Source organism: Posidoniimonas polymericola (genome assembly GCF_007859935.1).
Taxonomy (GTDB): domain Bacteria; phylum Planctomycetota; class Planctomycetia; order Pirellulales; family Lacipirellulaceae; genus Posidoniimonas; species Posidoniimonas polymericola.
On the sequence record NZ_SJPO01000002.1, the window covers coordinates 397,034 to 419,808 of the forward strand.

At 65.3% G+C, this 22,775-nt stretch carries 16 protein-coding genes; 3 read left to right on the forward strand and 13 right to left on the reverse strand.

Going from position 1 to position 22,775, the window contains the following annotated elements:
* Positions 1 to 288: 288 nt before the first annotated feature.
* The 5 genes from Pla123a_RS05545 to Pla123a_RS05565 all read right to left on the reverse strand — a co-directional run bounded on the left by Pla123a_RS05545 (position 289) and on the right by Pla123a_RS05565 (position 9,381).
* Positions 289 to 4,368 carry an NPCBM/NEW2 domain-containing protein gene (locus Pla123a_RS05545; RefSeq protein WP_146584704.1) on the reverse strand — a complete coding sequence of 1,360 codons (4,080 nt, stop codon included), beginning with the start codon at positions 4,366 to 4,368 and terminating at the stop codon, positions 289 to 291.
* A 134-nt stretch (positions 4,369 to 4,502) separates the two neighbouring features.
* Positions 4,503 to 5,357, reverse strand: a complete 855-nt coding sequence (locus Pla123a_RS05550; RefSeq protein WP_146584706.1) for a hypothetical protein — start codon at positions 5,355 to 5,357, stop codon at positions 4,503 to 4,505.
* A gap of 109 nt (positions 5,358 to 5,466) precedes the next feature.
* Complete coding sequence (locus Pla123a_RS05555) at positions 5,467 to 6,129, reverse strand: hypothetical protein (protein WP_146584708.1); 663 nt, start codon at positions 6,127 to 6,129, stop codon at positions 5,467 to 5,469.
* 74 nt (positions 6,130 to 6,203) lie between these two features.
* On the reverse strand, positions 6,204 to 8,090 hold the full coding sequence (locus Pla123a_RS05560; protein WP_197527701.1) for a hypothetical protein: 1,887 nt from the start codon (positions 8,088 to 8,090) through the stop codon (positions 6,204 to 6,206).
* Positions 8,091 to 8,277: 187 nt separating this feature from the next.
* Positions 8,278 to 9,381, reverse strand: a complete 1,104-nt coding sequence (locus Pla123a_RS05565; protein WP_146584712.1) for a DUF1559 family PulG-like putative transporter — start codon at positions 9,379 to 9,381, stop codon at positions 8,278 to 8,280.
* Positions 9,382 to 9,816: 435 nt separating this feature from the next.
* On the opposite strand from Pla123a_RS05565, the gene Pla123a_RS05570 reads away from it, so the two are divergent.
* The 3 genes from Pla123a_RS05570 (at position 9,817) to Pla123a_RS05580 (ending at position 13,336) form a co-directional block, all read left to right on the forward strand.
* Complete coding sequence (locus Pla123a_RS05570) at positions 9,817 to 10,374, forward strand: sigma-70 family RNA polymerase sigma factor (RefSeq protein WP_146584714.1); 558 nt, start codon at positions 9,817 to 9,819, stop codon at positions 10,372 to 10,374.
* 50 nt (positions 10,375 to 10,424) lie between these two features.
* On the forward strand, positions 10,425 to 12,137 hold the full coding sequence (locus Pla123a_RS05575; RefSeq protein WP_146584715.1) for a LamG domain-containing protein: 1,713 nt from the start codon (positions 10,425 to 10,427) through the stop codon (positions 12,135 to 12,137).
* A 125-nt stretch (positions 12,138 to 12,262) separates the two neighbouring features.
* The gene (locus Pla123a_RS05580; protein WP_146585207.1) at positions 12,263 to 13,336 is read left to right on the forward strand and encodes a DUF1559 family PulG-like putative transporter; all 1,074 of its coding nucleotides are present in this window, start codon (positions 12,263 to 12,265) and stop codon (positions 13,334 to 13,336) included.
* Positions 13,337 to 13,822: 486 nt separating this feature from the next.
* On the opposite strand, the gene Pla123a_RS05585 is transcribed toward Pla123a_RS05580, so the two are convergent.
* From Pla123a_RS05585 to Pla123a_RS05620, 8 genes are all read right to left on the reverse strand, one after another.
* Positions 13,823 to 15,052 carry an alpha/beta hydrolase-fold protein gene (locus tag Pla123a_RS05585; RefSeq protein WP_146584717.1) on the reverse strand — a complete coding sequence of 410 codons (1,230 nt, stop codon included), beginning with the start codon at positions 15,050 to 15,052 and terminating at the stop codon, positions 13,823 to 13,825.
* Positions 15,018 to 16,292 (reverse strand): endo-1,4-beta-xylanase, encoded by a 1,275-nt coding sequence (locus Pla123a_RS05590; protein WP_146584719.1) that lies wholly within the window; start codon positions 16,290 to 16,292, stop codon positions 15,018 to 15,020. The genes Pla123a_RS05585 and Pla123a_RS05590 overlap by 35 nt, the downstream gene beginning before the upstream one ends.
* Before the next feature lie 27 nt (positions 16,293 to 16,319).
* Positions 16,320 to 17,984: a non-reducing end alpha-L-arabinofuranosidase family hydrolase gene (locus Pla123a_RS05595; protein ID WP_146584721.1), complete on the reverse strand. Its 1,665-nt coding sequence runs from the start codon at positions 17,982 to 17,984 to the stop codon at positions 16,320 to 16,322.
* A 3-nt stretch (positions 17,985 to 17,987) separates the two neighbouring features.
* Entirely contained in the window at positions 17,988 to 18,275 is a 288-nt protein-coding gene (locus tag Pla123a_RS05600; protein ID WP_146584723.1) for a hypothetical protein, read from the reverse strand.
* A gap of 215 nt (positions 18,276 to 18,490) precedes the next feature.
* A complete protein-coding gene (locus Pla123a_RS05605) occupies positions 18,491 to 18,853 on the reverse strand; it encodes a MarR family winged helix-turn-helix transcriptional regulator (RefSeq protein WP_146584725.1) in 363 nt (120 codons plus the stop codon).
* 250 nt (positions 18,854 to 19,103) lie between these two features.
* A complete protein-coding gene (locus Pla123a_RS05610; protein ID WP_146584727.1) occupies positions 19,104 to 20,054 on the reverse strand; it encodes a substrate-binding domain-containing protein in 951 nt (316 codons plus the stop codon).
* A gap of 61 nt (positions 20,055 to 20,115) precedes the next feature.
* On the reverse strand, positions 20,116 to 21,129 hold the full coding sequence (locus Pla123a_RS05615; RefSeq protein ID WP_146584729.1) for an ABC transporter permease: 1,014 nt from the start codon (positions 21,127 to 21,129) through the stop codon (positions 20,116 to 20,118).
* Positions 21,122 to 22,675, reverse strand: a complete 1,554-nt coding sequence (locus Pla123a_RS05620; RefSeq protein WP_146584731.1) for a sugar ABC transporter ATP-binding protein — start codon at positions 22,673 to 22,675, stop codon at positions 21,122 to 21,124. Before Pla123a_RS05620 ends, Pla123a_RS05615 begins: the two co-directional genes overlap by 8 nt.
* Positions 22,676 to 22,775 lie beyond the last annotated feature (100 nt).

The window sequence follows — 22,775 nt, forward strand, 5'->3', positions numbered from 1 at the left end:
ATTCGTGGGATAGCAGTTGGCCGCGGCCACATGGGCCAGCGCACCTCAACTAATTGGTAAGGCAAGCCAGTGAGAAAACTGGGCGACCGGCCAGCCCCGGTGCACTACGTCTCTAAGCCCCCACCGCCAACCCGGCCGACCTCGTCTAGAGCTCCCCACGAGTCGATTCGGCCACTTTACCCCGCTGCGGAGCGAACTTTGAGCAATGAAGAGAATACTGACCGCTAGTTCTAGCTTGATGACGTTGCTGATGGTGACCAGCCCCCACGAGCAGTTCTAGCAGCTAAGCTACACTCTGCCGCGCCGGATGCCCGGCGCAACCCTGCTGGGTCCTAGTTCGGGGAGAGTCGTGTCCGAATTTAGAAAGTCTGCGTCGTCCTGCTTGGTGGAGAAAGCCTCGAACGCGGCGTCGCGTTCTGGCGCGTGCGAAGCGGCCTGAGAATGGAGCTGTTGAGCGATCAGCAGCTGGGGGTCGGTGTTGACGCGTGCGGCGGGCGGCGTCACGGGTCGGCGGGCAGCCGAGTTGCCGAAGGAGCCGGTTTCTATGGAAGGCGGAGCCACCAAGGATTCGATCGATGTCAACTTCGGGGCTGGCGTGACGCCGAGAGCAGGTTCCGCAGCGGCAATCGCACCGCTCTTTGCGACTGCCGCCATCGGCAGCGCAGTCGGCTCCGCAAAAACGACTGAGCCGAACTGCACCAGGCCGCTCGTACTCACGGCGTACTCGAGCTGCACGGGGGTTATCGAGGCGCTGGCGTCGTACAGGCCGCCGAGGTCGAGGGCGTCGCCGGCCGCCAGCGTCAGCGACCCGCTAGGATTCAGCTCCGAAAGGGCGGACGCCGTCGGCTGAGCCTCCTCCCAGCCAGTCAGGCCGGCGTCCTGCAGGCTCTGCCAGTCGCCGTCGGCTGTCAGCAACGCCGCGGCGTCCGACAGCACCGAGTAGCCGATCAGCGAGATGGCCGCGTCGGTCTCGTTGCGGAGAGTACCCTGGCCGGTAAGGGGGTCGATGTACAGCACCAACGCATCGAGCGGGTCGGGCGTCGACGTGGTGACGCCGAAGTTGCCCCGCCACAATGTGTAGTCGGCCGCGTTGACAGCGCCATCGCCATTGGCGTCGGCCGCGCGTAGTCCGGTGGCGCCGTAGGCGTTCCGCCAGACCTGGTAGTCGGTCTGCGTGACCGAGCCGGTGCGGTCGAAGTCGCCGGCCGTTGGATTGATCACCGCGTCGAAGCTGAGCGGGGCGTTGCTTTCTGCGATCCAGCGGCTGTAGAAGACTTCCCAGTCGTCTTGGTCGGTGTCGCCGTCGAAGTCAAGGTCGCCCAGACGCAGGCGGTCTTCGAGGCTGGCGGACGTGCCGTCGGCGCCCCATCCGGCGCCGAACGCGGCCACGTCGTCGAGGTCGAGCCGGCCGTTGAGGTCGACGTCGGCCGCGGCGAACGGCAGCAGGGTCGCGCCCACGTCGACCGCGGCGATCTCGAGGTAGTTGATCCGCGTGGCCTTGTCGGCGGCGTCGCCCTGATCGAGCGTCAGGCGGCCGTCGCTGACGGTGACCAGCCGCGTCTGGACGGCGAACTCGTCTGCCGCGAGCGCCTCGGCAGTCCAAAAGTTGAGGCCCTCAACGTTCAGCGTGTGCGTGCTGGGGAACCCCGCGTCGCCGACCGACGCGGTAACCAGGTACTGCCCGTTGGGTAGCGCGATCTCCCAGTCCTGGCCGGCGTGGAAATGCACCAACGTGTCGAGCCGCTGGTCGGCGTTGACGTCGCGGTCCCGGCTGAGGTCGGTGTGGTCGGTCTGCCAGCCGTAGGTCCAGCCGTTGCCCCGGTCGCCGAACACGGCCCCGGTGTCCGCCAGGTCGCCTGCGGGGACCTCGGCGCCGGCGGGCTGGAAGTTGAGGTTCACGACCGGCGTTGCTTCGATGCTGTAGAACCGGGCGTCGGCCCAATCGGCGTGGTCGTTGCCGACGCCGTTGCCGCCGTCGTCCACGACCAGCGTGATCTGCGTCACGCCGGTGACGTCGAGGTCGACGGTCTGGGTCGGGGACTGGTTGTTCATCACCCCGCTGGCGAACACTTCCTGACCATCGGCCAGCACTCGGAATTCGACGCTGCCGGCCGGCGCGTTCTCGTCGTCCAGGCCGATGTCCGAGACGAACCGATGGTACCCGCCGTTGAGGTCGTAGGTGATCTCGGAGTAGGCGTGCACACCCAGGCCCTTGGCGTAAACCTGGTCGTTGAGGGTGATGGGCCCGCCGTCGCCCGCGGCGTCCTCGCCGTTGCTGCTGTCGAGCTCGATCGGCCCCCAGCCGTTAACCGGCGGCGCCGAGGGCGTCAGGTCGCTGGCGTAGGTCGGCGCGCCGAGGTCGTAGGTCTGGTAGAGCGCGACGAACGCGGAGTCCTGCTCGGGGGTCGCGATGACGCGGTCGCGGCTGGCCTCGCCGTCGAGCCACTGCGCGAAGTAGGCGGGCAGACCTCCGGCGTCGGCTACGGCGGGGGCGTTGAGGGCCCGGTTCACGTTCACCACACCGGTGATGCTGGTGGGGGTCTCTTTGGGTTGGCCGTCGACCTCGATTGCCACGCCGTCCACATTCGAAGTCGGCGTGAAGACGCTCGTCACCGGGTGGATGTCCCGGTAGGTCTCGGTGGTGAGCCCCGCCGAGTCGGTCGCGGTCAGGTGGATCCGGAACCAGACGTTGGCGGCGGTTTCGCTGTTGACCGGCACGGTGAACTGGGCCCCGGTCAGACCAGTCGTGGCCGGCAGGAATGGGTGCAGGTGCTCGTCGTGGTGGAAGTCGACCTGCCAGGTGAGCTGCGAGGGCGCGAGCACGCCGTCTTCGGCGTCTGTCGCGGAGCCGGTGAAGGTGATCAAATCGCCGGCGCGGTACAGGTCGCCCTCCAGCGGCAGCGTGACCGTCGGCGTGGGTGGGGTGTCGGTGGTGACTTCGAGCGTCGCGGCGTCGCTGGTGGCCGTCCCGAACCCGTTGGACACGACCACGCGGAACAACGAGCCGCTGTCCTCGACCCCAACCGATTCAAGAGTGAAAAACGCTTCGGTGGCGCCTGGAATCGGCGTGAACCCCGTGCCCGAATCCCGCTCCCACTGGTAGCTGAGCGGCGACGAGCCGGCCGCGCTGGCGGTGAACGTCGCACTGTAGCCAACCGAGCGGAAACGGTCGGCTGGCTGCTGGATGATCTGCGGCGGGATGTCGGCCGCGTACTGAACTTTGAGCACCTGCCCGGTCCCGATGCCCGGCGCCCCCCCCGCCCCGGCGCCGCGGGCGATGTAGTACATCGAGCCGTCGGCGGCGAACTCGATGTTCATCGGGAACGCCGTGCCCGTGAGGAACGCCTCGTTGTCCGCTGCGTTGTTGGGGTCGATCACCATGATCCGACCGGCGCCGAACTGCGAGTAGAAGTACTTGCCCTGGTACTCGGCCGGGAACTGCGAGACCGCCGGGCTGTTGAAAGCGCCGCCGGTGATCGCGACGTCCTCCGCGTGGCTGTAGGCGTGGAACGGCTGGGTGAAGTCTGGGTACTGCGCTTGGTTGAAGGCGCCCTCGGTGGTCGGCCAGCCAAAGTTCTCGCCCCCGGCCGTGGCGTCGTTGATCTCTTCCCACGAGCCCTGGCCGACGTCGTTGATGAAGTAGCGGCCGGTTGCCGGGTCGACGTCGCCGCTGAACGGGTTGCGGAGACCGGCGGCCCAGACGAAGTCCTGCCAGCTGATCCCGTCGCCCAGGTCGTAGTGCGGGTTGTCGGCCGCGGGGGTCCCGTCGGGGTTGACCCGGAGCACCTTGCCGAGCGGCTCGTCGAGGTCCTGCACCAGGCTGTTGTTGAGGTGGTCGCCCACCTGCACCGCGATCGTGCCGTCCTGCAAGAAGTGGATCGCCCCGCCCATGTGCCAGATGGGGTCCTGGTTCTGCGGGAACGTCGAGAAGTACGGCAGGTCGAGCAGCACCAACTCGCTGCCCGGCACGATCGTGTTCTCGGTGAGCGGGTCGACCGTCAGGCGGCTGAGCCGGTTGTGGCTCTCCGGCGAGGCCGCCGTGTAGTAGACGTAGAGGTAGCCGTTGCTCTCAAATTCGGGGTCAAGCTCGATCCCCTGCAGCCCGCGCTCGCCCGAGCCGTCGGCGTCGAGCTGGACGGCGGGCGTCGGCAGCAGTTGGTCGTTCTCGATCACCTCGATCCGGCCGTCCTGGTAAGCCAGCCAGATCCGCCCGCTGTCCTCGATGTCCATCGTGATCGGGCTGGTCAGCCCCGACGCGACCACGGACTCGGTGAAGCCAGCCGGCACGACCGCGAGCAGGCGGCGGTCCTCGAGGGACTCGAAACGGAGTGGTCGTTGGGCAGCCATTGAGACGCGTCGACGTCGCATCGTAACGCTCCTGGGCGGGGGAGAGACCCGGTGGGTAGGTGAGGGAGGCTGAGCGACAAGGCGCAAACGCCACGAACGCCCTCAGCGCCTGAGGGCGTTCGCAAACGCTTGTCCGAGGATGACAGCCCGCTCCGCTAGGCGCGGCGACGCCGCGGCAACAGGGCCGCCGAGGCCAGGCAGAGCAGGGCCGAGGCGGGCTCGGGCACCGGGCCGCCCAACGCGGCGAGGCCATCGAGCGCGCTCTGCGGGGCGTTCGACTTCCAGAACAGGAAGTCCTGGAAGTCCACCACGTCCGCGCCGGTCAGGTCGCCCTGCCCCTTGGTGGCGGGCGACAGCCGGAAGTTGTCGCGGATGATTATGTAGTCGTCGAGGTCGACATCGCGATCGCCGTCGACGTCGCCATCGACGGGCGCGACCTCGTTGACGGTCAGGATGAAGTTGTCGATCTCTGGGTACGCGCCGGGCGAGACGACGCCGAGGCCCACGGTGTTGCCGATCAGCGGGCTGCCCGAGGGGACGATGTAGGTGTTAGCGATCGTCTCGACCACGCCGGTCGACGGGGTCTCCGAGGCGGTGAGCGAGGTGATCACGCCGCCGGCATCGTAGACGAGGCTGACGGTGTGCGCACGGTCGCCGCGGAGCACGTGGTCCCAGCTGAAGTAAAACTCATCGCCCGCGGAGGGCACCCACGACGTCATGTTGTACATGGCGTTGCCGCCCTGCATGAACGCGATCATCGTGCCGTCCGACGCGTTGCCCGTGTTCTGGACGCCGCTGTCGTCCTCGGCGGTCGACATCTCGGTCCAGACCGACCAATTGTCGATATCGGGGGTGCCGTCCCAAACTTGGATCTTGGTCGTGTTGAGCACGCCGCCGGCGTACTCGAAGCTGCCGTTGTTGACGTCGGGGTCGATCAGGATATCTGCCGTCGCGGCGCTAGCAACAAACGTCGCCGCGACTGCCCACAGGAAAACTTTGGTGCAGGACATTTATACCTCCTCGGAATAGGGCTGTACGCTAGAGAGAGTGTCACCTAGGCGATGGCAGGTTGGACTCGCCGGTCCGCCGCGGTTGGTGTTCGTTCACAGGGTTGGTTAGCTAAGAGTCGCGCCGCCGACCGCCGCGGCGGGCCGAGAGCAGCCCGATTGCCGCCAAGCCCAGCAGGGCCGAGCACGGCTCGGGGACGCCCTCGGTAAGCCGGAAGTTGTCGATCTCGGGGTACCCGCCGGGCGACACCACGCCGAGCCCGATCGCCTTGCCGATCGCCGGGCTGCCGGCGGGGATCACGTAAGACGAGGAGATCGTCTCGATGACGCCGGTCGACCCAATCTCGGAGTCGACGATCGAGGTGATCGTGCCGCCATCGTCATACACGAGCCCGACGGTGTGGTCGCGGTCTTCCCGCAGCACGTGGTCCCAGCTGAAGTTGAAGCGGTCACCCTCAGCGGCGATCCACGAAGTCAGGTTGTGCATCGCATTTCCGGACTGCATGAAGGCTACCATCGTGCCGTCCGAAGCGTTGCCGGTGTTCTCCACGCCGCTGTCGTTGTCCGCGGTCGAGACCCCGGCCCAGACCGACCAATTATCGACATCGGGGGCGCCGTCCCAGACCTGGATCTTGTCGGTGTTGAGCACGCCGCCGGCGTACTCGAAGCTGCCGTTGTTCGTGTTGGGGCCGATCAAAACGGTTTGGGCATTGAGCGACGCGGCGCTGACGAGCAGGGCGGACACTGCCGCGAGCGTGAACCTGTTGCAAATCATGAGCTTTCTCCCTGAATGTGAATCTAGATTGCAGAATAGCCGGTATTTCTGTGTCGATCTCAGCAGGCTGGATGTCAGACGCGGCAGAACGCCGGCCGACGCCGGGCCACGAGTCCGCACGCGGCCAGCAGGCCCCACAAGACTGCCGCCAAGGCGCCCGGCTCGGGGACGGAAGCAGGCGCTGCCCCGGCGCCTGCTCCGACGCCCGAGGTCGAACCGTACCGCGACGCCCAGAAGGCGTAGTCGGCGTTGTCGACCGTTCCTGGGCTGATGCCACCCTCGTTCGGGAGGCTGCCGGGTCCGACATTGTCTCGCCAGATTGTGTAGTCGGCGGCGTCCACGATGCCGTTGTTGTTGTAGTCGCCCGGCACGCCGGCGGGGATCGCTCCGTACTGCACCAGGCCCTGCCGCACCTCGGCGACGCCGTCGACCGAGAGCACGAACTCTAGAGTGAGGTCCTCGTCCCCGCCCACCAGGAACATGTCCCCCAGCGAGTAGGACTGCCCGGCGCCAATGAGGGCATCGCCGGTGGGGACCAGCTCGTTGAGCGAGAACTCATCCGATGCGGCGTCGTCCCAGCCCGCGGCAGAGCCGCTCTCCAGGCTGGTCCAGTTCGCGTCGTCGAGCGAACCCGAGCCGGACAGCACCGAGTAGCCCTGCACCTGGATGATGAACGGCGAGCTGTTGCGGAGCTGCCCCTCGCCGGTCGTGGGGTCGACGGTAAGAACGAGGTTGTTGTCCGCGAAGGCGCCCGAGAGCTCGACGACGCCGAAGGAGGAACGCTCGTCGCCGTCCTCGGCGTACTCGAACTCGATGCTGGCCGCGACGCCAAACTCGGTCGGCGGGTTGTAGATCGCGCCGAGGTTGTAGGTCGTGCCGCCTAGTGCAAAACTACCCTGCGGGATCAACTCGTTAACCGCGTTGACGGTCGGCGTCCCGGCCTCTTCCCACGCCCCCTGCCCCTGATCAGCGAGGCTGTTCCAGGCGCCCGGCGTTAGCTGCCCACCGTCCGAGACGACCGAGTAGCCAATCAGGTTGACAGCGTTGCCACTCTCGCTGGTGAGCGTCACGACGCCGGTGTCGGTGTTGACCCGCATCGTCGGCACCGCCTTGTAGACCATCTCCAAGATCGAGCCGCTCCCGCCGCTCCTCTGGCGGGTCACAATTGCGGTGCCAGCCGGCAGTGTGCCGACCGAGGAGCTGTCGACGTTAAAGGCGCCACCGACCGTTGGGGCGTCAATCAGGTCCCAGCTGTCGCCAATCTGGGGGGTGTAGCCGTCGAATACCGGAGCGAGGGTACCGGCCAGCGTGGCGGCGCCACCAACGGTGATCACGCTGTGGGTGGAGGCATTGGTGATGCGGGGAACAAACCGGCTGCTGCCTTCCCCCTTCGCCTCGAAGACGAGGTTGTTTGCTATCGAGATATTGTGCCCGGGGCCAATCACTTCCACGGTGCCGTTGCTGAACAGGCTGCCGGTCGAGGTAGCGACCGTCGCCGATCCGGCGCCGGTCCCAATCCGCAGCACGCCGTTCTGGTTGATGTCGTAGGTGACCACCGTAAGACTTCCTCCCCCCTGCACCTCAATCAGCCCAGAATCGCCTTCGTTGCCAGTTCCCCCTTCGAAGCCGATGTTGGCCGCACCGTTGGGGGCCACGTCGACCGCGGCGCCGGCGGTCTCGACCAGGGTGAGGGAACCGCCGTTTTGGATCACCACCGTGCCCGACCCGTTTTCCACGTACCCGAGGGCGATGCCGGCGGCGTCGATCGCCGTGGTATTCAGCGTCGCGGTGCCGCCGTTGTTGATGATCGCGACATCCTCAAAGAATGCGTCCGGAACCGCGAGGCTGTCCCAGCTGCTGCTGGTGATCCACGAGCCCGTGGTCCCCGTCCAGAAGACGTCGAACGAATACGCCTCGCTAGTCCCAAGCATCAACGCAAGGACCATGAAGAGACGCGACAAGGAACGATTTCCCTGTGGTGTGAGCAGCATTGTCAGCTCCGCGATGAGTGAATGGCCGTAGAGGCAGGTTCTTTAGTTGTCGATTCGCTTGTCGTGGGACGATCGCAATGAGAAGTAGGTTGGGTTCCGGCCTGGTCGCTATGGAAGCCGCGAACGCGGCCCCGGCGCCTCGATTCGAGGGCCGATGCTAGAGATCCTTCTTGGTGACGTTTCCGTCGGCCCGATTCCCAAGGTCCCGGTGGGTCTCCCAAGCAATGTCGTAAGTCATGTTGTGCACGCTGCCGTCGCAGAACGCAACCAGCCAGACGCCTGAGTGGGCCGAGCCGAACCGGTCCGGCGAGTAGGCAATGTCGACGTCGGAGTCGGGCGCCGGCAGCAACGCCTCGGTCCCATTGTTGCGGGCAGTAGCCCTAAAATTGTCGTTGTTGAAGCCGGTGCACCAGGTTTCATTGTCGCCCGCGTGGGTCCCGGTTTCGTACCGGTCGTTGGGCACCATCTTCTCGCCGACCAGATAGGTGTTAGAAGAGCCGTCGGTTACATGACGCAGCGATACCTCGCTGATGCCGAACGACACCCCAGAGTACTTGCGCCCGCCATCTGCGACCCTCTGCTTGAGAAGAGCCCGCGCGTCCCTAGTCCAGCTCTCGACGGTAGCGGCGTCATAGCTTGCGGGTCCCTTATAGAGAGTCGCCACGTCCCATTCCGAGACACAATGCCCGGCGTTCGCGGCGTAGTCCATCTTGATCGTCTCGGTTGGCGTGAGGCCGTTGGAGATTGCCCCTCCAGAACGAGGGTAGAGCAACGGCTGACGCCTCGACGGGCAATTCGCGATATCCACGGTCGCCTGGGCTACCTTGAGCGCCCCCTCGAGCTGCGCGCGGTCGGGCCGCCTGCCGCTTGCGTCGGTTGCTTCGCCATTGCCGCTCAGGTCGTGCAACGCCTGCTCCTCGATGTAGGGGAGCACGTTGAAGATCCAACCACCGGGTTGGTTGACGCCGAAGCCGCGATCGGGGTCGCCGACGTAGCCCCACCCCCACCCCCCCGTTGGGAAATGTTTGTGCACGTCGTGGTGGTTGATGCACCCCAGCGCCATTTGCTTGAGCTGGCTGGCGCACTGGCTCCGCCGGGCCGCCTCGCGGGCCGCCTGCACCGCCGGCAGCAGCAGGGCGATCAACACCCCAATGATCGCGATCACCACCAGCAGCTCGACCAGCGTGAACGCTTGCCGCCCGGGCGTGCTTGCTGCCCGACGTCGGCTTCGCTCAGTCCCTTGGCGATGAACGGCGTGCATAGCGGTCGACTCCTACTGGAAAAGAAAGCAGTGACAACACATGCCCGGAGTTCCGGGCGACGCGCTGGGGCCGTGGGCCTGCGCTGAATGACGCAGCGGGAAAAGGTCGCAAAACCGCCTGCCGACCGCAGCCGGACATGGTGGCTCGGGAGCGGCGGCTCGGGAGCAAACCGCTCCCGGCTCTGCTGGGTAAGTCCACGACCGGCGGCTGGGTGTCGGTGTTTTCTTGACTTTTTCGTCAAATCTGCCAGCCTGTGGTCCAGCACCGAGGATTTTTGAGGTTTAGCGTCGACGCCAGCAGAATCTTCGACACCGTTTTCGCGCATCTGGACTCTTGAAGAAGTAGCCAAGAGCCTGCGCGTTGCAATCAGCGGCAGGCCTGGGTAGGTCTGGCGGCAGCTGAGCCCGGCACAGCAGAGACGATCAACACCGAGTATGGACGATCCACAAGACGCCGGTGAGGCCGCTGGCGGGGAGGGCCTTGATGTTGACCAGTTCATCAAGGACCTGACCCAGTCCCAAGGGAACCTCCGGGCGTACCTGCTGGCCGCCCTCGGCAACTACGACGACGCGGCAGACGTGCTGCAGAAGACCAACCTAGTGCTGTGGCGTAGCGCGCACCGCTACCAGCCCGGCACCGACTTTATCGCCTGGGCGATCACCCTGGCTAGATTCGAGTTGCAGTCGTTCTTCCGCGACCGGTCGCGAGACCGGCACGTGTTTTCAGAGGAGCTTTCCGGCATGATGCTGCAGACGGCGGCCAAAGAGTTGCCCGATCTGGACGATCGGCAGGAGGCGCTGCGGCACTGCCTGCAGGGTCTGAGTGCTAGGTCGCAAGAGATGCTGCAACTCAGGTACGACACGAGCTCCTCGATTACCCAGATTGCGGACCGAGTTGGCAAGACAGAGGATGCGATCAAGTCGGCCCTTTTGCGGGTGCGTAAGTCGCTCGAGAGGTGCATCGAGCTGCGGCTGCGTTCGGACGTATCCTAGTGGCGGAACCGATAAATGGCCTCGGACGGATGGCCACCTAGCGTGCGAACATGAGCAATCACCTACCCGAAGAATTCGACCTGGAAGAGCAGCTGCTGCGGGTTGCCAACCGCGAGGCAACGCGCGACGAGCTGGACCGCCTGAACCGCGCGCTGACCGAGTCGGCCGAGCTGCGTTCGCGGGCCTGCCGCTTCCTGGCGCACGACTCGCTTCTCCGGGACTGGATTACCGAAAGCACACAGGCCGCGGCGATCGCAAAAGCCTTGCCCCCCAAGAGCGGGGCCCTTCAGGCGGACCCGCCCCGTCCTGCCGGGCGAGGGCTGGCGACGCTGATCAACCAGAACGGCATGTTGGTGGCCGCCTTGGCGGCGAGCCTGCTGGCGGCGCTGATGGTGAACAACCTCTCACTGCGCGGCCGGGTAAACCAGCTCTACTCGACCGCGGTCGTGGCGCCGGGTGAGCCCCTGCCGGGCGTGGCGATCGCCCCCGACCCGCCAAAGAAGTTCCAGCTCCCCGACGGTCGCGAGATGGTCGGCCGGGTGGCCGGCCTGAACGGCGTGGTCTGGACCAACAAGGACGACGGTCTCGCGTTCGGCGACCGGGTCGAGCAAGGCAAGGTGATCGACATCAAATCGGGCGTGATCGAGCTACTGCTCACAACCGGCGCAAAAGTGACCGTCGAGGGCCCTGCCCTGTTCGAGGCGACTTCGGCTCTTGAGTCGTCGCTGACGCAGGGGAGGTTGGCGGCCGCCGCGCCGCGGGGAGCGCGGGGCTACACCGTGCTCACACCGACCTCCGAGCTGGTTGACATCGGGACCCAGTTTGGAGTGGTCGTCGAGCAGTCCGGCAACTCAGAGCTGCACGTGTTCGATGGGGACGTCGTCGCCCGCAACCGGCGTGGCGATTCGACCGACGTGCTGCTGCACGCCAAGCAGAACGAGGCGATGCGGTTCGACTCCACCGGCGCGGCGCCGGTCCGCTTCGCGGCCCGCGAACGTGACTTCGTGCGGCGGATCACGCCGCTGTACCGCGAGGACGAGCTCCCGCCGATCCCGCTCACCGATGGGCTGTCGATGTGGTACGCGGCCGACCGGTGTGGCTCGCCCGCCGTGGGTGACCGGGTGTCCAACTGGCGCGACCTGCTTATCGGCGAGAACGATTTCTCGGACGACGCCTGGCAATTCGAGGAGGGCCGGCGTCCCGCGTGGGTCCGCGATGGCGCGGGCCGCCCCGCCATTCGGTTTAACGGCTGGTCCACGAGCCTCGCGACCAGCCCAATGGAGCCGGCCGACCAGCAGACCGTCTTCGTCGCGTGCGTCCCGGCGCCTATGAGCTACGCCAACGACCACCACGGGCAGATGCTCTACAAGTACGGTGACAAGCCGTCGCTCGAGTTGTCGCTGATGCCCGACCTCACCGCCCGCGGCTGGGTCTGGCCAGGCCCGGGCAGCGCGAACGTTGGCGCCGTGCGGAGCAAGCCCGTCGACGCCCAGCAGGTGACGGTGATCGGCTACGTCTACGACTCCGGCACCAACCGGGCGGAGCTGTGGGTCAACGGCGAGAGCCAAGGGAGCGCCGAGGCGCCGCTAGCGGTCCACGAGTCGGGGCGGCGGGTCCTGGGGAGCCACATGAACTTGCAGTTCGAGGCGTATTTCTTCGGGTACATGTACGAGGTTGCGGTTTATGACACGGCGCTGAGCGGTGACCAGATGCCAGCCATGTGGGACTATTTTGGAAAGCGTTACCCGGAAGCGGACGAATAGATGCCCCCCCAAATGGGGTCTCTGGGAGTCGATGCCCAAGACGTTCTTGCGTGCGACAACGCCGCAAGCAAAAATTAAATGGCTGGCTGACTCTCTTCTCTTCTCGTTAAATCGGTCGATCAATCATGGCCCTCACACCGCACAGACGCGTCGCCACGCGCGTACGGCGCATCGGCTTCACGCTGATTGAGCTGCTGATTGTGGTCGCGATTGTCGGCGTGCTGATCGGGATGCTCTTGCCCGCGGTGCAGTCCGCCCGCGAGTCGGCCCGCCGGCTGGAGTGCAAGAACCACCTGAAGCAACTCGCTCTCGCGTGCCACGGGCACCACGACGTGCAGGGCTTCTTTCCGACCGGCGGCTGGGGCTGGTACTGGACCGGCGACGCCGACCGCGGATTCCACCGCAACCAGCCTGGCGGCTGGATCTACAACACGCTGCCCTACTACGAGGAGTACCAGCTCTACGACGCGGCGTCTGACGGGCAGCCGGACCAGATCACCCGCGAGCAGCGTCTCGGCGCTTCGAAGATCATTCAGACCCCGCTGCCGATGATCAACTGCCCTAGTCGCAGGGCGAACCAGCCCTACCCGCTGGTCGCCAGCGACGCCGGTGCGAGCGGTTTCTTCAACTCGATCACGCCCGCCGTGGCCGGCCGCAGCGACTACGCCATTAACTCGGGCCACGTCTACAACCAGTGGCCGGTGATTGCGCTCGGCAGCGGACCCCGCAGCTACGAGGAGGCCCGCACCTGGACGTCCGGCGGGTTCTGGGGTATCGACCAGCTGCCGTTCGACCGGGCGCTCTCCAACGAGATGGTGATGACCGGGATCTCCTACGAACGCAGCACGGTCTCGATCAGGCAAGTGACCGCCGGCCTGGGCCGCACGTACCTGATCGGCGAGCGGCACATCCCTACGGAGCACGCCACGAGCGGGCGCCACACGGGCGACAACGAGACCTGGTGCACCGGCTTCAACAACGACAACTTCCGCAAGACCGGCAGGTTCGTCGACGGCGAGATCGTTGAGTGCCTGCCGCTGCCGGACTACCAGAGTGATTTGCCCGAAGAGTGGGGCCGGTTCGGCTCGTCCCACGACGGCATCTGGAACGCCGCCTTCTGCGACGGCAGCGTCCGTGAGATGACCTACGACATCGACTGGCGCGTGCACCGCGACGCCGGTAACCGGTACGACAGGTAGGCTGCCCTCATGGGGCACGGGCACGGGCGCCTGCTCGAAGGCGGCCAAGTCCTCAAGGCGTTGGGGTACGACTCCTCCTACTTGTCGAGCTTGCACGAGGTCAACAGTGAGTCCATCACCTCTTGAGCCGCTTCCAAGTTCTCGTCCGAAGCAATGGTCGTGTGCGGAGAGGCGGCAACGCACTCTAGGAACGAGTCGCGAATCTAGCCCTTCAAACGATAAGAACTTGCGGTGGCCGTGCCGTTTCTTCCTTCCCGCCCCACGAGCGACTGGCTTTTCTTGACGGCACTCTTTCTCGTCGCCCTGTTCGTCGTCTCACCAACTGGTCGCCGGCTCAATCGAATTGAGGTCGGCAAGTAGGGCGCCAGGAGATCAAGTCCGGCTCCGGCCGCCTCGGTCGCTTCCTGAGGCTGGCACGCCGGTGCTCGGAGAGCCGGTCCATCCCGTCCACACTTCATGCCCGGGGTGTGCGGGGCTGGCGCCGCACTACTCTCGTGGGGCGTCCTGGTGGCGGAAGAGAAGCGGCGCAAACTCCCGTAGGCTTCGTCGCCAAGACTGCCACTCGTGAGCCGTGTCCGGAGAGGCGTAGAAGACGGCGTTCACTCCGGCTTGTTGGAGTGCTTCGACGTCCTTTCCGGGATCGCCGCCGCGCCTGGCGCCTCCCCGATCGAGTTCCCGACCGCCGTAGCTCACGAACACGAGTTTGACGCTTGCTTGGAAGCCCTCCGTGTTCTCGACGTCGTCGATCGAAATCGATCCGCCACTGAAGAGGCCGATATGGGAAAACTTGTCCAGATTGCGAAGCGTGATCAAGCGGGTTTCCATTCCCCCCATTGAGAGGCCGGCCATCGCCCGATTCGGCTGATCGGTCAGCGAGCGGAAAGTCGCGTCGATGTAGGGGACCAACTCGTCGACAAGCACGGTTTCAAACGGCTCGATGCTGAAACGGCTCAACCCACCAAACCGAACCTCGTTGGTCATCCCGTAGGTCATCACAATGATGAAGGGGTTGGCCTTCCCTTCAGCGATGAGGTTGTCCATGATCAGATTGGCGTGCCCCTGGGCTCCCCAGCCGTACTCGTTCTCGCCCCAGCCGTGCTGCAGGTAGAGGACGGGGTAGCGCTTCTCAGGATGCTCTTCGTACTCGGGTGGCGTGTAGACAAAGGCGCGGCGGGTCGCTTTCGTGCTGTCCGAGTAAAACAGCACCTCCCGAAGCTGTCCGTGGGGAACCCGCTCCACGGCATAAGAATCTTGGTCGTGCGCCGGGACCTCGACGCCGCTCCCCCACCGCATGGCGCCGAAGAAGTACTTGCTGCCCGGATCGGGGACCTCGGCGCCGTCGATATTGATCGTGTAGTAGTGAAAGCCTTCGTCCAGCGGCCGCGTGTACCCCGTCCAGACGCCCTCTTCATCCTGCTTGAATTCGCCGCCGTCGCGGAAGCTGCAGGATACGCTCTTGGCCAACGGCGCCTTGATGCGGAACATCACGCGGCCTTCGGAATTCACCTTCGGAAAATCGCTCCCGGGCTGGTTGGTGGACGCCGGCTCCCAATCGTCGACCGGTTGGTCGGCCTGTGCGCTGACGCGTTCGCCCGACGTGACAACCGCGGCGAAGAGCAACGTTACGAGGCCTCTATGGACGCTGTTCATTGACGCTATCCCTGTGGTCTGTTTCGGAATGTTAATCAGCGCGCGTGGTGGTCCGAAGAACCGCATCAAACGCGGGCTTGGGCCGACTAGCCCCGTCGAAGAGCAAGGGCCTGCCCCGGGACCGCCAGGAATTGGCGTCGTTGGCGCCCCAAAACGTCACCACGTCTAACTTCTCGCGGTGCTTGAGGAAGGCTCGGAACACGTCCTCGTATGCCTCCGCCAGTCGTCTATCCGCCTCGTCCACGAGACCGCCCTCGGTGGCCGCAACGTTGCCGCTGATGTCGGCTCCCGTGTTCCGCTGACCCCGCCTTGCGCTGTTGATGTCCAACTCGGTCACATGGATGGGCAGGCCGAGGGTCTCCAACTCAGTCAGCGTCCGATCCATGTTCTCAAAACTGGCGGAGGACACATTGAGGTGGGCTTGGGTTCCGATCGCCATCACCGGCGCGCCCTCGGCTTTCAGCGACCTAACAAGCTTGATGAGTTTGCGTCGTTTAGCTGGGTCCTCGAGTCCATAGTCGTTGTACCGAAGCACCGCGTCGGGGTCCGCCTCGTGCGCGTACTCGAACGCCTTGGCGATGTAGTCGGGGCCGATGATCTCTCGCCACAGCGACTCACGCAGAACCTCTTCACCTCGATCCGAGAGGGCCTCGTTCACCACATCCCAGGCTTTGATCCTGCCCCGGTAGCGGCTCACGACCGTGTGGATGTGGTCCCGCATCCGCGCTAAGAGCTGCTCCCGAGTCGCGCGAGGCCCTTCCAACCCGGGGCGCCGGAAACGCCTCCCCCGCGGCTCGCTCGACTCTTCGCCGGCTTCGGTTTGCTCGGCCGCCTGCGAGTTGTTGATCAAGGGACCGTCGCCCTGGAAGACCCAGAGCGGGGTTTGGCTGTGCCAGACAAGCGTGTGCCCCACGAGGTACATGCCATGGCGTTCGCCAAATTCCACGAACGCGTCCGCGGGCCCCCATTGGTAGCCGTCGGGGCCCGCCTGGGGGTGGATCAAAGCCCACTTAAGATCGTTCTCTGGTGCAATGCTGTTGAATTGCGTGGTAACCAGGATGCGGTCGCGCTCGATCTGTTCCGCAGAACGACGGCCAAACCCCAGGCGGCCTGTCGAGCCCCCCACGATCTGACGATTCACGGCCGCTCCGATCGAAAAGCAGCCTGCAAACGCGTCCTTCAACACTGGCGGTTGGCTTGCTTGCGCGGCGGCTGGGCAGCTCGACAGCAACGCAAGGACGAGCACCGCCGCGACGGCGAGGCGTCGGTTGGGTTGAGAGGCTGACGATGACCAAGGCTCGAACATAGGTGCTCCCTCGTATCGGTGGCGACGCTACTCGCCCGCGGGCCGGAAGATCTGCTGCGAAAACCAGTAGAGGCTCTTGCTCCAGTGCTGCGGGTCGTGGCCGTGCGAGTCGACGTGCCAGATGTGCGGCACGTTCTGCTCGTTCAGGCGGCGGTGTACAGCTCGGCTGACGCGGATCAGCCCGTCCTTGGCGCCACAGCTCAGCCACAGCAGCTCGAGTTTCTCCCGGGCCGCCGCGGGGTCGGGTACGAGCTCGGCCGGCGGCTTGGTGTTCGGGGCCGAGGAGAACCCGCCTACCCACGCGAACGTTTCGAGGTTGCCCAGCCCGAAGTTGAGTGACTGTCCGCCGCCCATCGAGAGGCCTGCCAGGGCGCGTTGCTCCCGATCGCTAACCACCGAATACCGCGACTCGATCGTGGGAATCACGTCGCCCAGCAGGTCGGCCTCAAACTTTGCAAACGCCGGAGCCGAAGCAAACACATTTCCTTCCGCCCGGTCGTTCTTCTGGGCGCGACCGTTGGGCATGACCACCAGCATCGGCTCGGCCTTGCCGTTCGCAATCAGGTTGTCCAGGATCACGTTGGGTTGCGCGAACCGCTGCCACTCGGTCTCGTCCCCGCCTATCCCGTGCAGCAAATAGAGCACCGGGTAACGCTGGTCGGCCGAGTATCCGGGCGGCGTGTAGACGTTCATCTTGCGCTTGGCGCCCACCGCCTCCGAGTCGTACTCGATCATCTCGAGTTTTCCGTGCGGGATGTCGTCTCGCGCGACCATGAAATCCCTGGGCGGTTCGTCAAACACCGGCTTGTCGTCGGGGGCCAAGTCGATGGCGCCGCCGAATCGGCCGCGCTCCTCACCCGCAGCCCGCCGCCGCGGCGGTGCTTCGACCTCCGCCTGGGGAGTTCCGCCAGGGGCCCGGGCCTGCTGCGTCAGCAGCCCCAGCCGGTACGGCAGCAGGTGGTAGGGGCCGCCGCTGTCCGCGGCACGCCCCTGGAACAAGAACCGCAGATTCTGGGGGTCGATCGTTGGGGTCTGGTCGAAGTTGTCTCGCAGCAGTTCCCCGTGACTAATGTCCCGCGTCCAGGGCTCGACCCCGTCTGCGAACGTGACGTTGTTGACGCCTGCAAAGGGGGACTCCCAAGTGTCGGCGCCCTCGAGGGGAGTCCATTCTCCGTTCAAGTCCTCGGCGGTCCAAGCGCGGTAGTGACGGGCGGGACTCATGGCCTCAATGATCGTGAGGTAGGCGTCGGCGCCACGGATCTTGTACGTCATGCTCCCTTCGAACAGGTCTTCCCGGTCTTCGTGGATCGCTACCTCTGGGTCGCTCATACCGTGCGGGAAGTCCTCGATCTTGGTCCGGCTTCGGTAGAAGCGGCCGTCGTCGCCGGTAAAGAAGAGGTAGGCGTGCGTCTCGTCGCAGATGATGTGGTAGTCAATTGGCAGCCGCGGCGCGCTTTCGGGCAGTTGCTGAAAGAAGTTCTGTGGCGCGGTCCACGTCTCAGGCTTGGAAGGACCGTCAGTCGTGCAGTACTGAGGCTGCGGCGATTGGAAGACCAGGTACCATTTCTTGTGGGGCGAGAAGTAGAAAAGGTGGGGGGCGCAGTGGTAGCCACGCAGGGCTGGATTGACGTCGATGTAGGTCAGCGGCGCTTGGGGGGCGTCGGCCCAGTCCTTGAAGTTGAGGTACACCATGCTTCACGTCTTGGCCGAGGTTGAGTACGCGGTCGCGTAGACGTGCCACAGACCGTCGTAATTGACGATCGTCGGATCCTTGATGGACACAATCTGGTGCGAAGCGTCCGACACCGGCAGCACGAGTGGGCCGCTTGCCGTCCAGTTCATCGGCAGGGCGAACGGCGGGTTGGCCGCGTCGACGGCGCCGTTGGTCGCCGCTGTCGAGTTTGGTTGTCCCGACACGTCCCAGCAGCACGCCATGAGGACAGATAACGCCAGGCAGGCATTTCGGGCGAGAGATTGTGGCATGGATTCGCGCCTTGAGAGCTAGAGAAGGAGTGGTTCAATGGCTGGATACGCTTGCACAACAGCGCCGTCTCTCCAAGTGGGTGTGACGATCCAAAATCCAGCGACACGCATCGGGTTGTCCCGTCACTCCGAGCATCCCGGTCCTACCCACGCACTCGCGTACCCCCCAACGCTAGCTTCGCAGCGGCCGGATTCGAGCGGAGAGCCACCGAAAGCTACCTGCCCTCCCATCGCCCCATGTCTTCGTTAAGACTATGGAGATCCGCGAGGAGTACCTCCGCCCTCCCGACGCCGAGGGATGAGAGCAGCACATCCTGCAGCGGCTTGAACACGCTGGAGAATTCTTCCTGAGTACGCCGCCCTTGGACCGTGATCGCGACTACCCACCCCCGACGGTCTTCCTTGTGCGACTCCCTGACCAGCAGCCCGTCGCGTTCGAGCAGCAGCAGCGTCGCCTTCACCGTGTTGGCGTCGGACGATGCCCGCTGAGCCACCTCCCATTGAGTGATCTCTTCTCGGTCGCACAGCACGGAGAGCAGCACGACTTGGAATGGCGCGAAGCCGAACTCTTGCAGCAAATGACTAGGTCCGACGGTGCATGGATATGTAGGCGGCCGGTAGGCTTAGCGCAGTGGCGTGCACCGTCGTCGTCAACGCAGGACCCCTAGGCACGCGTGCGTATTAAAGCCCGCTTGGCCCCGGCAGTCAATTGTTTTCGCGGGGCCGACGGCCAGGAAGCCCGCCGCCCGAGAATCGAAAGCGATTGTGTTCACGCTCGTCTCATACCCCGCAGCGCGAAGCATCGGCGTGGAGGCGCCGCACGCTCGTTCAGAGCCCGGCCGGCGCAGCGCGTTGGCTAGGCTGCTCAATCGTGGCGTACTCCAGCACGATATTCTTGGGAACTTCCTCGCCGTTGAGGATGCTGATGGCGGTCTCGATCGCCTTCCGCCCGCCGGTCGGGTACTCGAAGGTCGCATCGAGGATCCCTTGTTTGACATAGGCGACCCCTTCGTGGGGCAGCGCGTCGATGCCAACAAACAGCATTTCCTCATCGCGCCCCGCCGCCTTCGCCGCCAGGTAGGCGCCGTGGGCGCCCGGGTCATTGTGGGCGTACACGACATCGATCTCGTCGAACCTCGCCAACGCCGAGTCCATCTCCTTGCGTGCCTGCGGCTCAAGCCACTGCATGTCGGCGGCGAAGATGACCTGGCCCGCCTCGCCCAGGCCATCGAGAAAGCCGGAGTGGCGATCCTGGGCCGGCACGCTGGTCATCAGCCCCTGGAGCTCCACGATCTTTGCGTCGGGCTTGGCGTGCTCGGCGATCCAACGACCGGCCGCTCGACCGATCTCTCGGTTGTCGGCGCCGATGAAGCACGTGTACGCATCGCGGAGCACGCGACGGTCCAGCACGATTACCGGTATCCCGGCGTCGTAGGCCTTGGCGATCGGCTCGGTCAGCGGCTGAGCCTCCTTGGGGCTCACGATCAGCAGGTCGACCCCGGCGCTGACGAATTCTTCGATCTGCGCCCGCTGCTTCAGGGTGTCGTTCTCGGCGTTGTTGAACTGCAACTGGACCTCGGGGTGAGACTCAGCGGCCCGCTTGAGGTCGGCGTCCATCTGCACGCGCCACGGCTCTCCGAGGTTGCACTGGCTCACGCCAATCGTCCAGGCAGCGGCGCCCGGCGATCCGCCCTCGTCCGCTGGTGTGGAGGAGTCGCTGGAGCAGCCGATCAGCGCGGCCGGCAGGACAAAGACACAAAGAAGAAGCGGGCGGCACATGCTATCGCCTGGGAGTTGAATGGGAGACAAGGGAGAAAGGTTTGGACGGGCGTAGAGCTTGCTAGTAGCGGCCACGCTTCTGAGTCAGGACCGCGGCGATGATGATCACGCCGGTAAGCATCAGCCGCATCGCCGAAGGGATGGCGTTGATGCTGAGTATCTTGTCGAGGTAACCGATGGTAAGCACACCCAGCAGCGTGAGGCCCATGCCGCCGCGGCCCCCCATCAGGCTGGTGCCCCCGATCACTACCATCGCGATCGCGGTGAGCTCGTAGCCGGCGCCGGCCTCGGGGTCGCCCTGCTGTTCCTGGCTCGCCTGGCAGACCCCGGCCACCCCGGCCAACGCCCCCGACAGCAGGTAGGCCCAGATCGTGGACCGGACAACCGGCACGCCAGACATGCGCGCGGCCTCTTCGTTGCCGCCGATGGCGTAGAGCTCACGCCCCAACCGACGCCACGAGAGGACCACCCACGCCACGGCCGCGCAGGCGAGAAACACGAGCGTGACGGTTGATACGTTGCCGCCCAGCAGCCGGGCGTCAATCGCGCGGAACAACGGGGGAACGTCGAGGTACAGGTAGGAACCATCCGGTTGCGGCGCCGCGGTCGAGACCTTCATCCCCCCCGAGACGTGCTTCGCCAACCCTCGAGCAAACACCATCATGGCGAGCGTGGCAATGAACGGCTGCACCCGCAGCCAGGCTGTCATCAATCCCGATACGCACCCGCACGCGGCGCCGACCGCAATGCTCAGCGGGATGACGGCCCAGGGCGACCAGCCCCAGTGAATCGCCATCATTGCGCAGCACACCGAAGAGAGGGCAAGCACGCTGCCCACGGCGAGGTCGATGCCGCCGGTAGTGATTACCAGCGTCATGCCACAGGCCAGGATCCCGTAAACCGACATCTGACGGAGTGCGTCACGGTGCATGCCCGCCTTGAAGAACGCTCCGTCGGCGTTGAAGACGACGCCAACCAAGAGCACCAGAGCCAGCGCAGCAAGGGCTCGGACCGCCGGTGATTGCAGCCAGAGGAGGACGCTGCGCGCTGCGGTGGGGGGAGAGTGTTCAGTCATCAATCAGGGGAGCTGGATTCTCTTGGTGGGATCCCATTGCGGCCGCGAGCACCGTCTCGGCAGTCGCGACGCCTCGGTCGAGTGTCGCGGTGACGCGCCCTCGGTGGAGCACGACAATGCGGTCGCTCAGCGATAGGAGCTCTGGCATTTCGGTGGAGATCAACACGATCGCCATGCCGCCCGCGGCCCACTGATCTATGAGGTCGTAGATCTCTCGCTTGGCCCCAACGTCGACGCCGCGCGTCGGCTCGTCCAGCAGCAGCACCCGCGGTCGGGTCTCGAGCCACTTGGCGAGCGCCACCTTCTGTTGGTTGCCGCCCGAGAGCGCGCCGACCTCCATCTCGAGCCGCTCCGCATTGAGGTGAAGAGCCTCCGCGTGACAGGCAGCGGCCCGACGCTCGCGTTCGGGTCGCAGCCAGCCGTTCGATGAGAACGCTCCCAGGCTCGCCAGGGTTGTATTCTTCGTTATCGACATCGAAAGCACCAGCCCGTTGCTCTTTCGGTCCGCGGTCAGCAGGGCGACGCCTTGGCGGATTGCCTGACGCGGGTTGCGGATCCGCACGGGCGCGCCGTCAATCCACACCCCGCCCTCGATTCGGGGTGCGGCACCGAAGAGCCCAAGCAGCAGCTCGCTTGCGCCCGACCCCTGGAGCCCGCCGACGCCGACCACCTCGCCGCGTCGGACCGAGAACGAAACCGAATCTACCGGGCCGGGCGCCCCCGCAGGGCCAGGCAGGCTGAAGCCGCGGGCTTCCAGCCGGACGTCCGAGGCGGCCTGTCGGGGCGGGCGGTCCTGCTGCTCCACGTCGCGTCCGACCATCCAATAGATCAGCTGCGTCGCGGGGGCTTCGGCTGCCGGCGCCGACGCGACTAGGCGTCCGTCCCGCAGCACCGTCACCCGGTCGGCGATCCGCGTAATCTCGTCCATCTTGTGGCTAATATAGACAATCCCCACCCCGCGAGATCTTAGCTCGGCAATTAGCTCAAACAGCTTCTCAACCTCCTGGGAGTTTAGCGAGCTCGTGGGCTCGTCCATCACCAGGATCTTGGCGTTGAGCGACAACGCCTTGGCGATCTCAAGCCGTTGCTGCGTTGAGATCGCGAGGTCCTCGACTCGGTCGCCCGGACTGGCCTCGATGCTCAGCCGCTCGAGCCACTCGCGCGACCTTTCCGATTGCAGCCGGCTTCGTACGAACCCCCCGAAAGTCTTGGCGCGGCCCAAGAACAGATTGTCCGCGATCGTCATTGGCCCGATCAGCGACAGCTCTTGGTGGATTACTGCCACGCCGCCGTCGACCGCCTCCCGAGGCGTCCGAAACCTTACATCTCTCCCCTCCACGCGAACAGATCCCCGGTAGTCGTCGTGCACGCCAGCGAGGATCTTGATCAGCGTGCTCTTGCCGGCGCCGTTCTCACCGGCGAGCACGTGCACTTCCCCGGCATTGAGCGTGAAGTCGACGCCCCGGAGCACCTCGACGGGTCCGAAGCGTTTGGAGATGCCGATCATCTCGAGCAGGGGCGGTTCGGTCGGCAGCGGGGTTCGCATTGTCGGTCTCGGCGTCTGGGCGTGATGGTCGTGTTCGCGTACCTGTCACTTGACGCGCGGTTCTCCCCCACGGCATGCTCTGCTAAGCGCAACGCCGCAA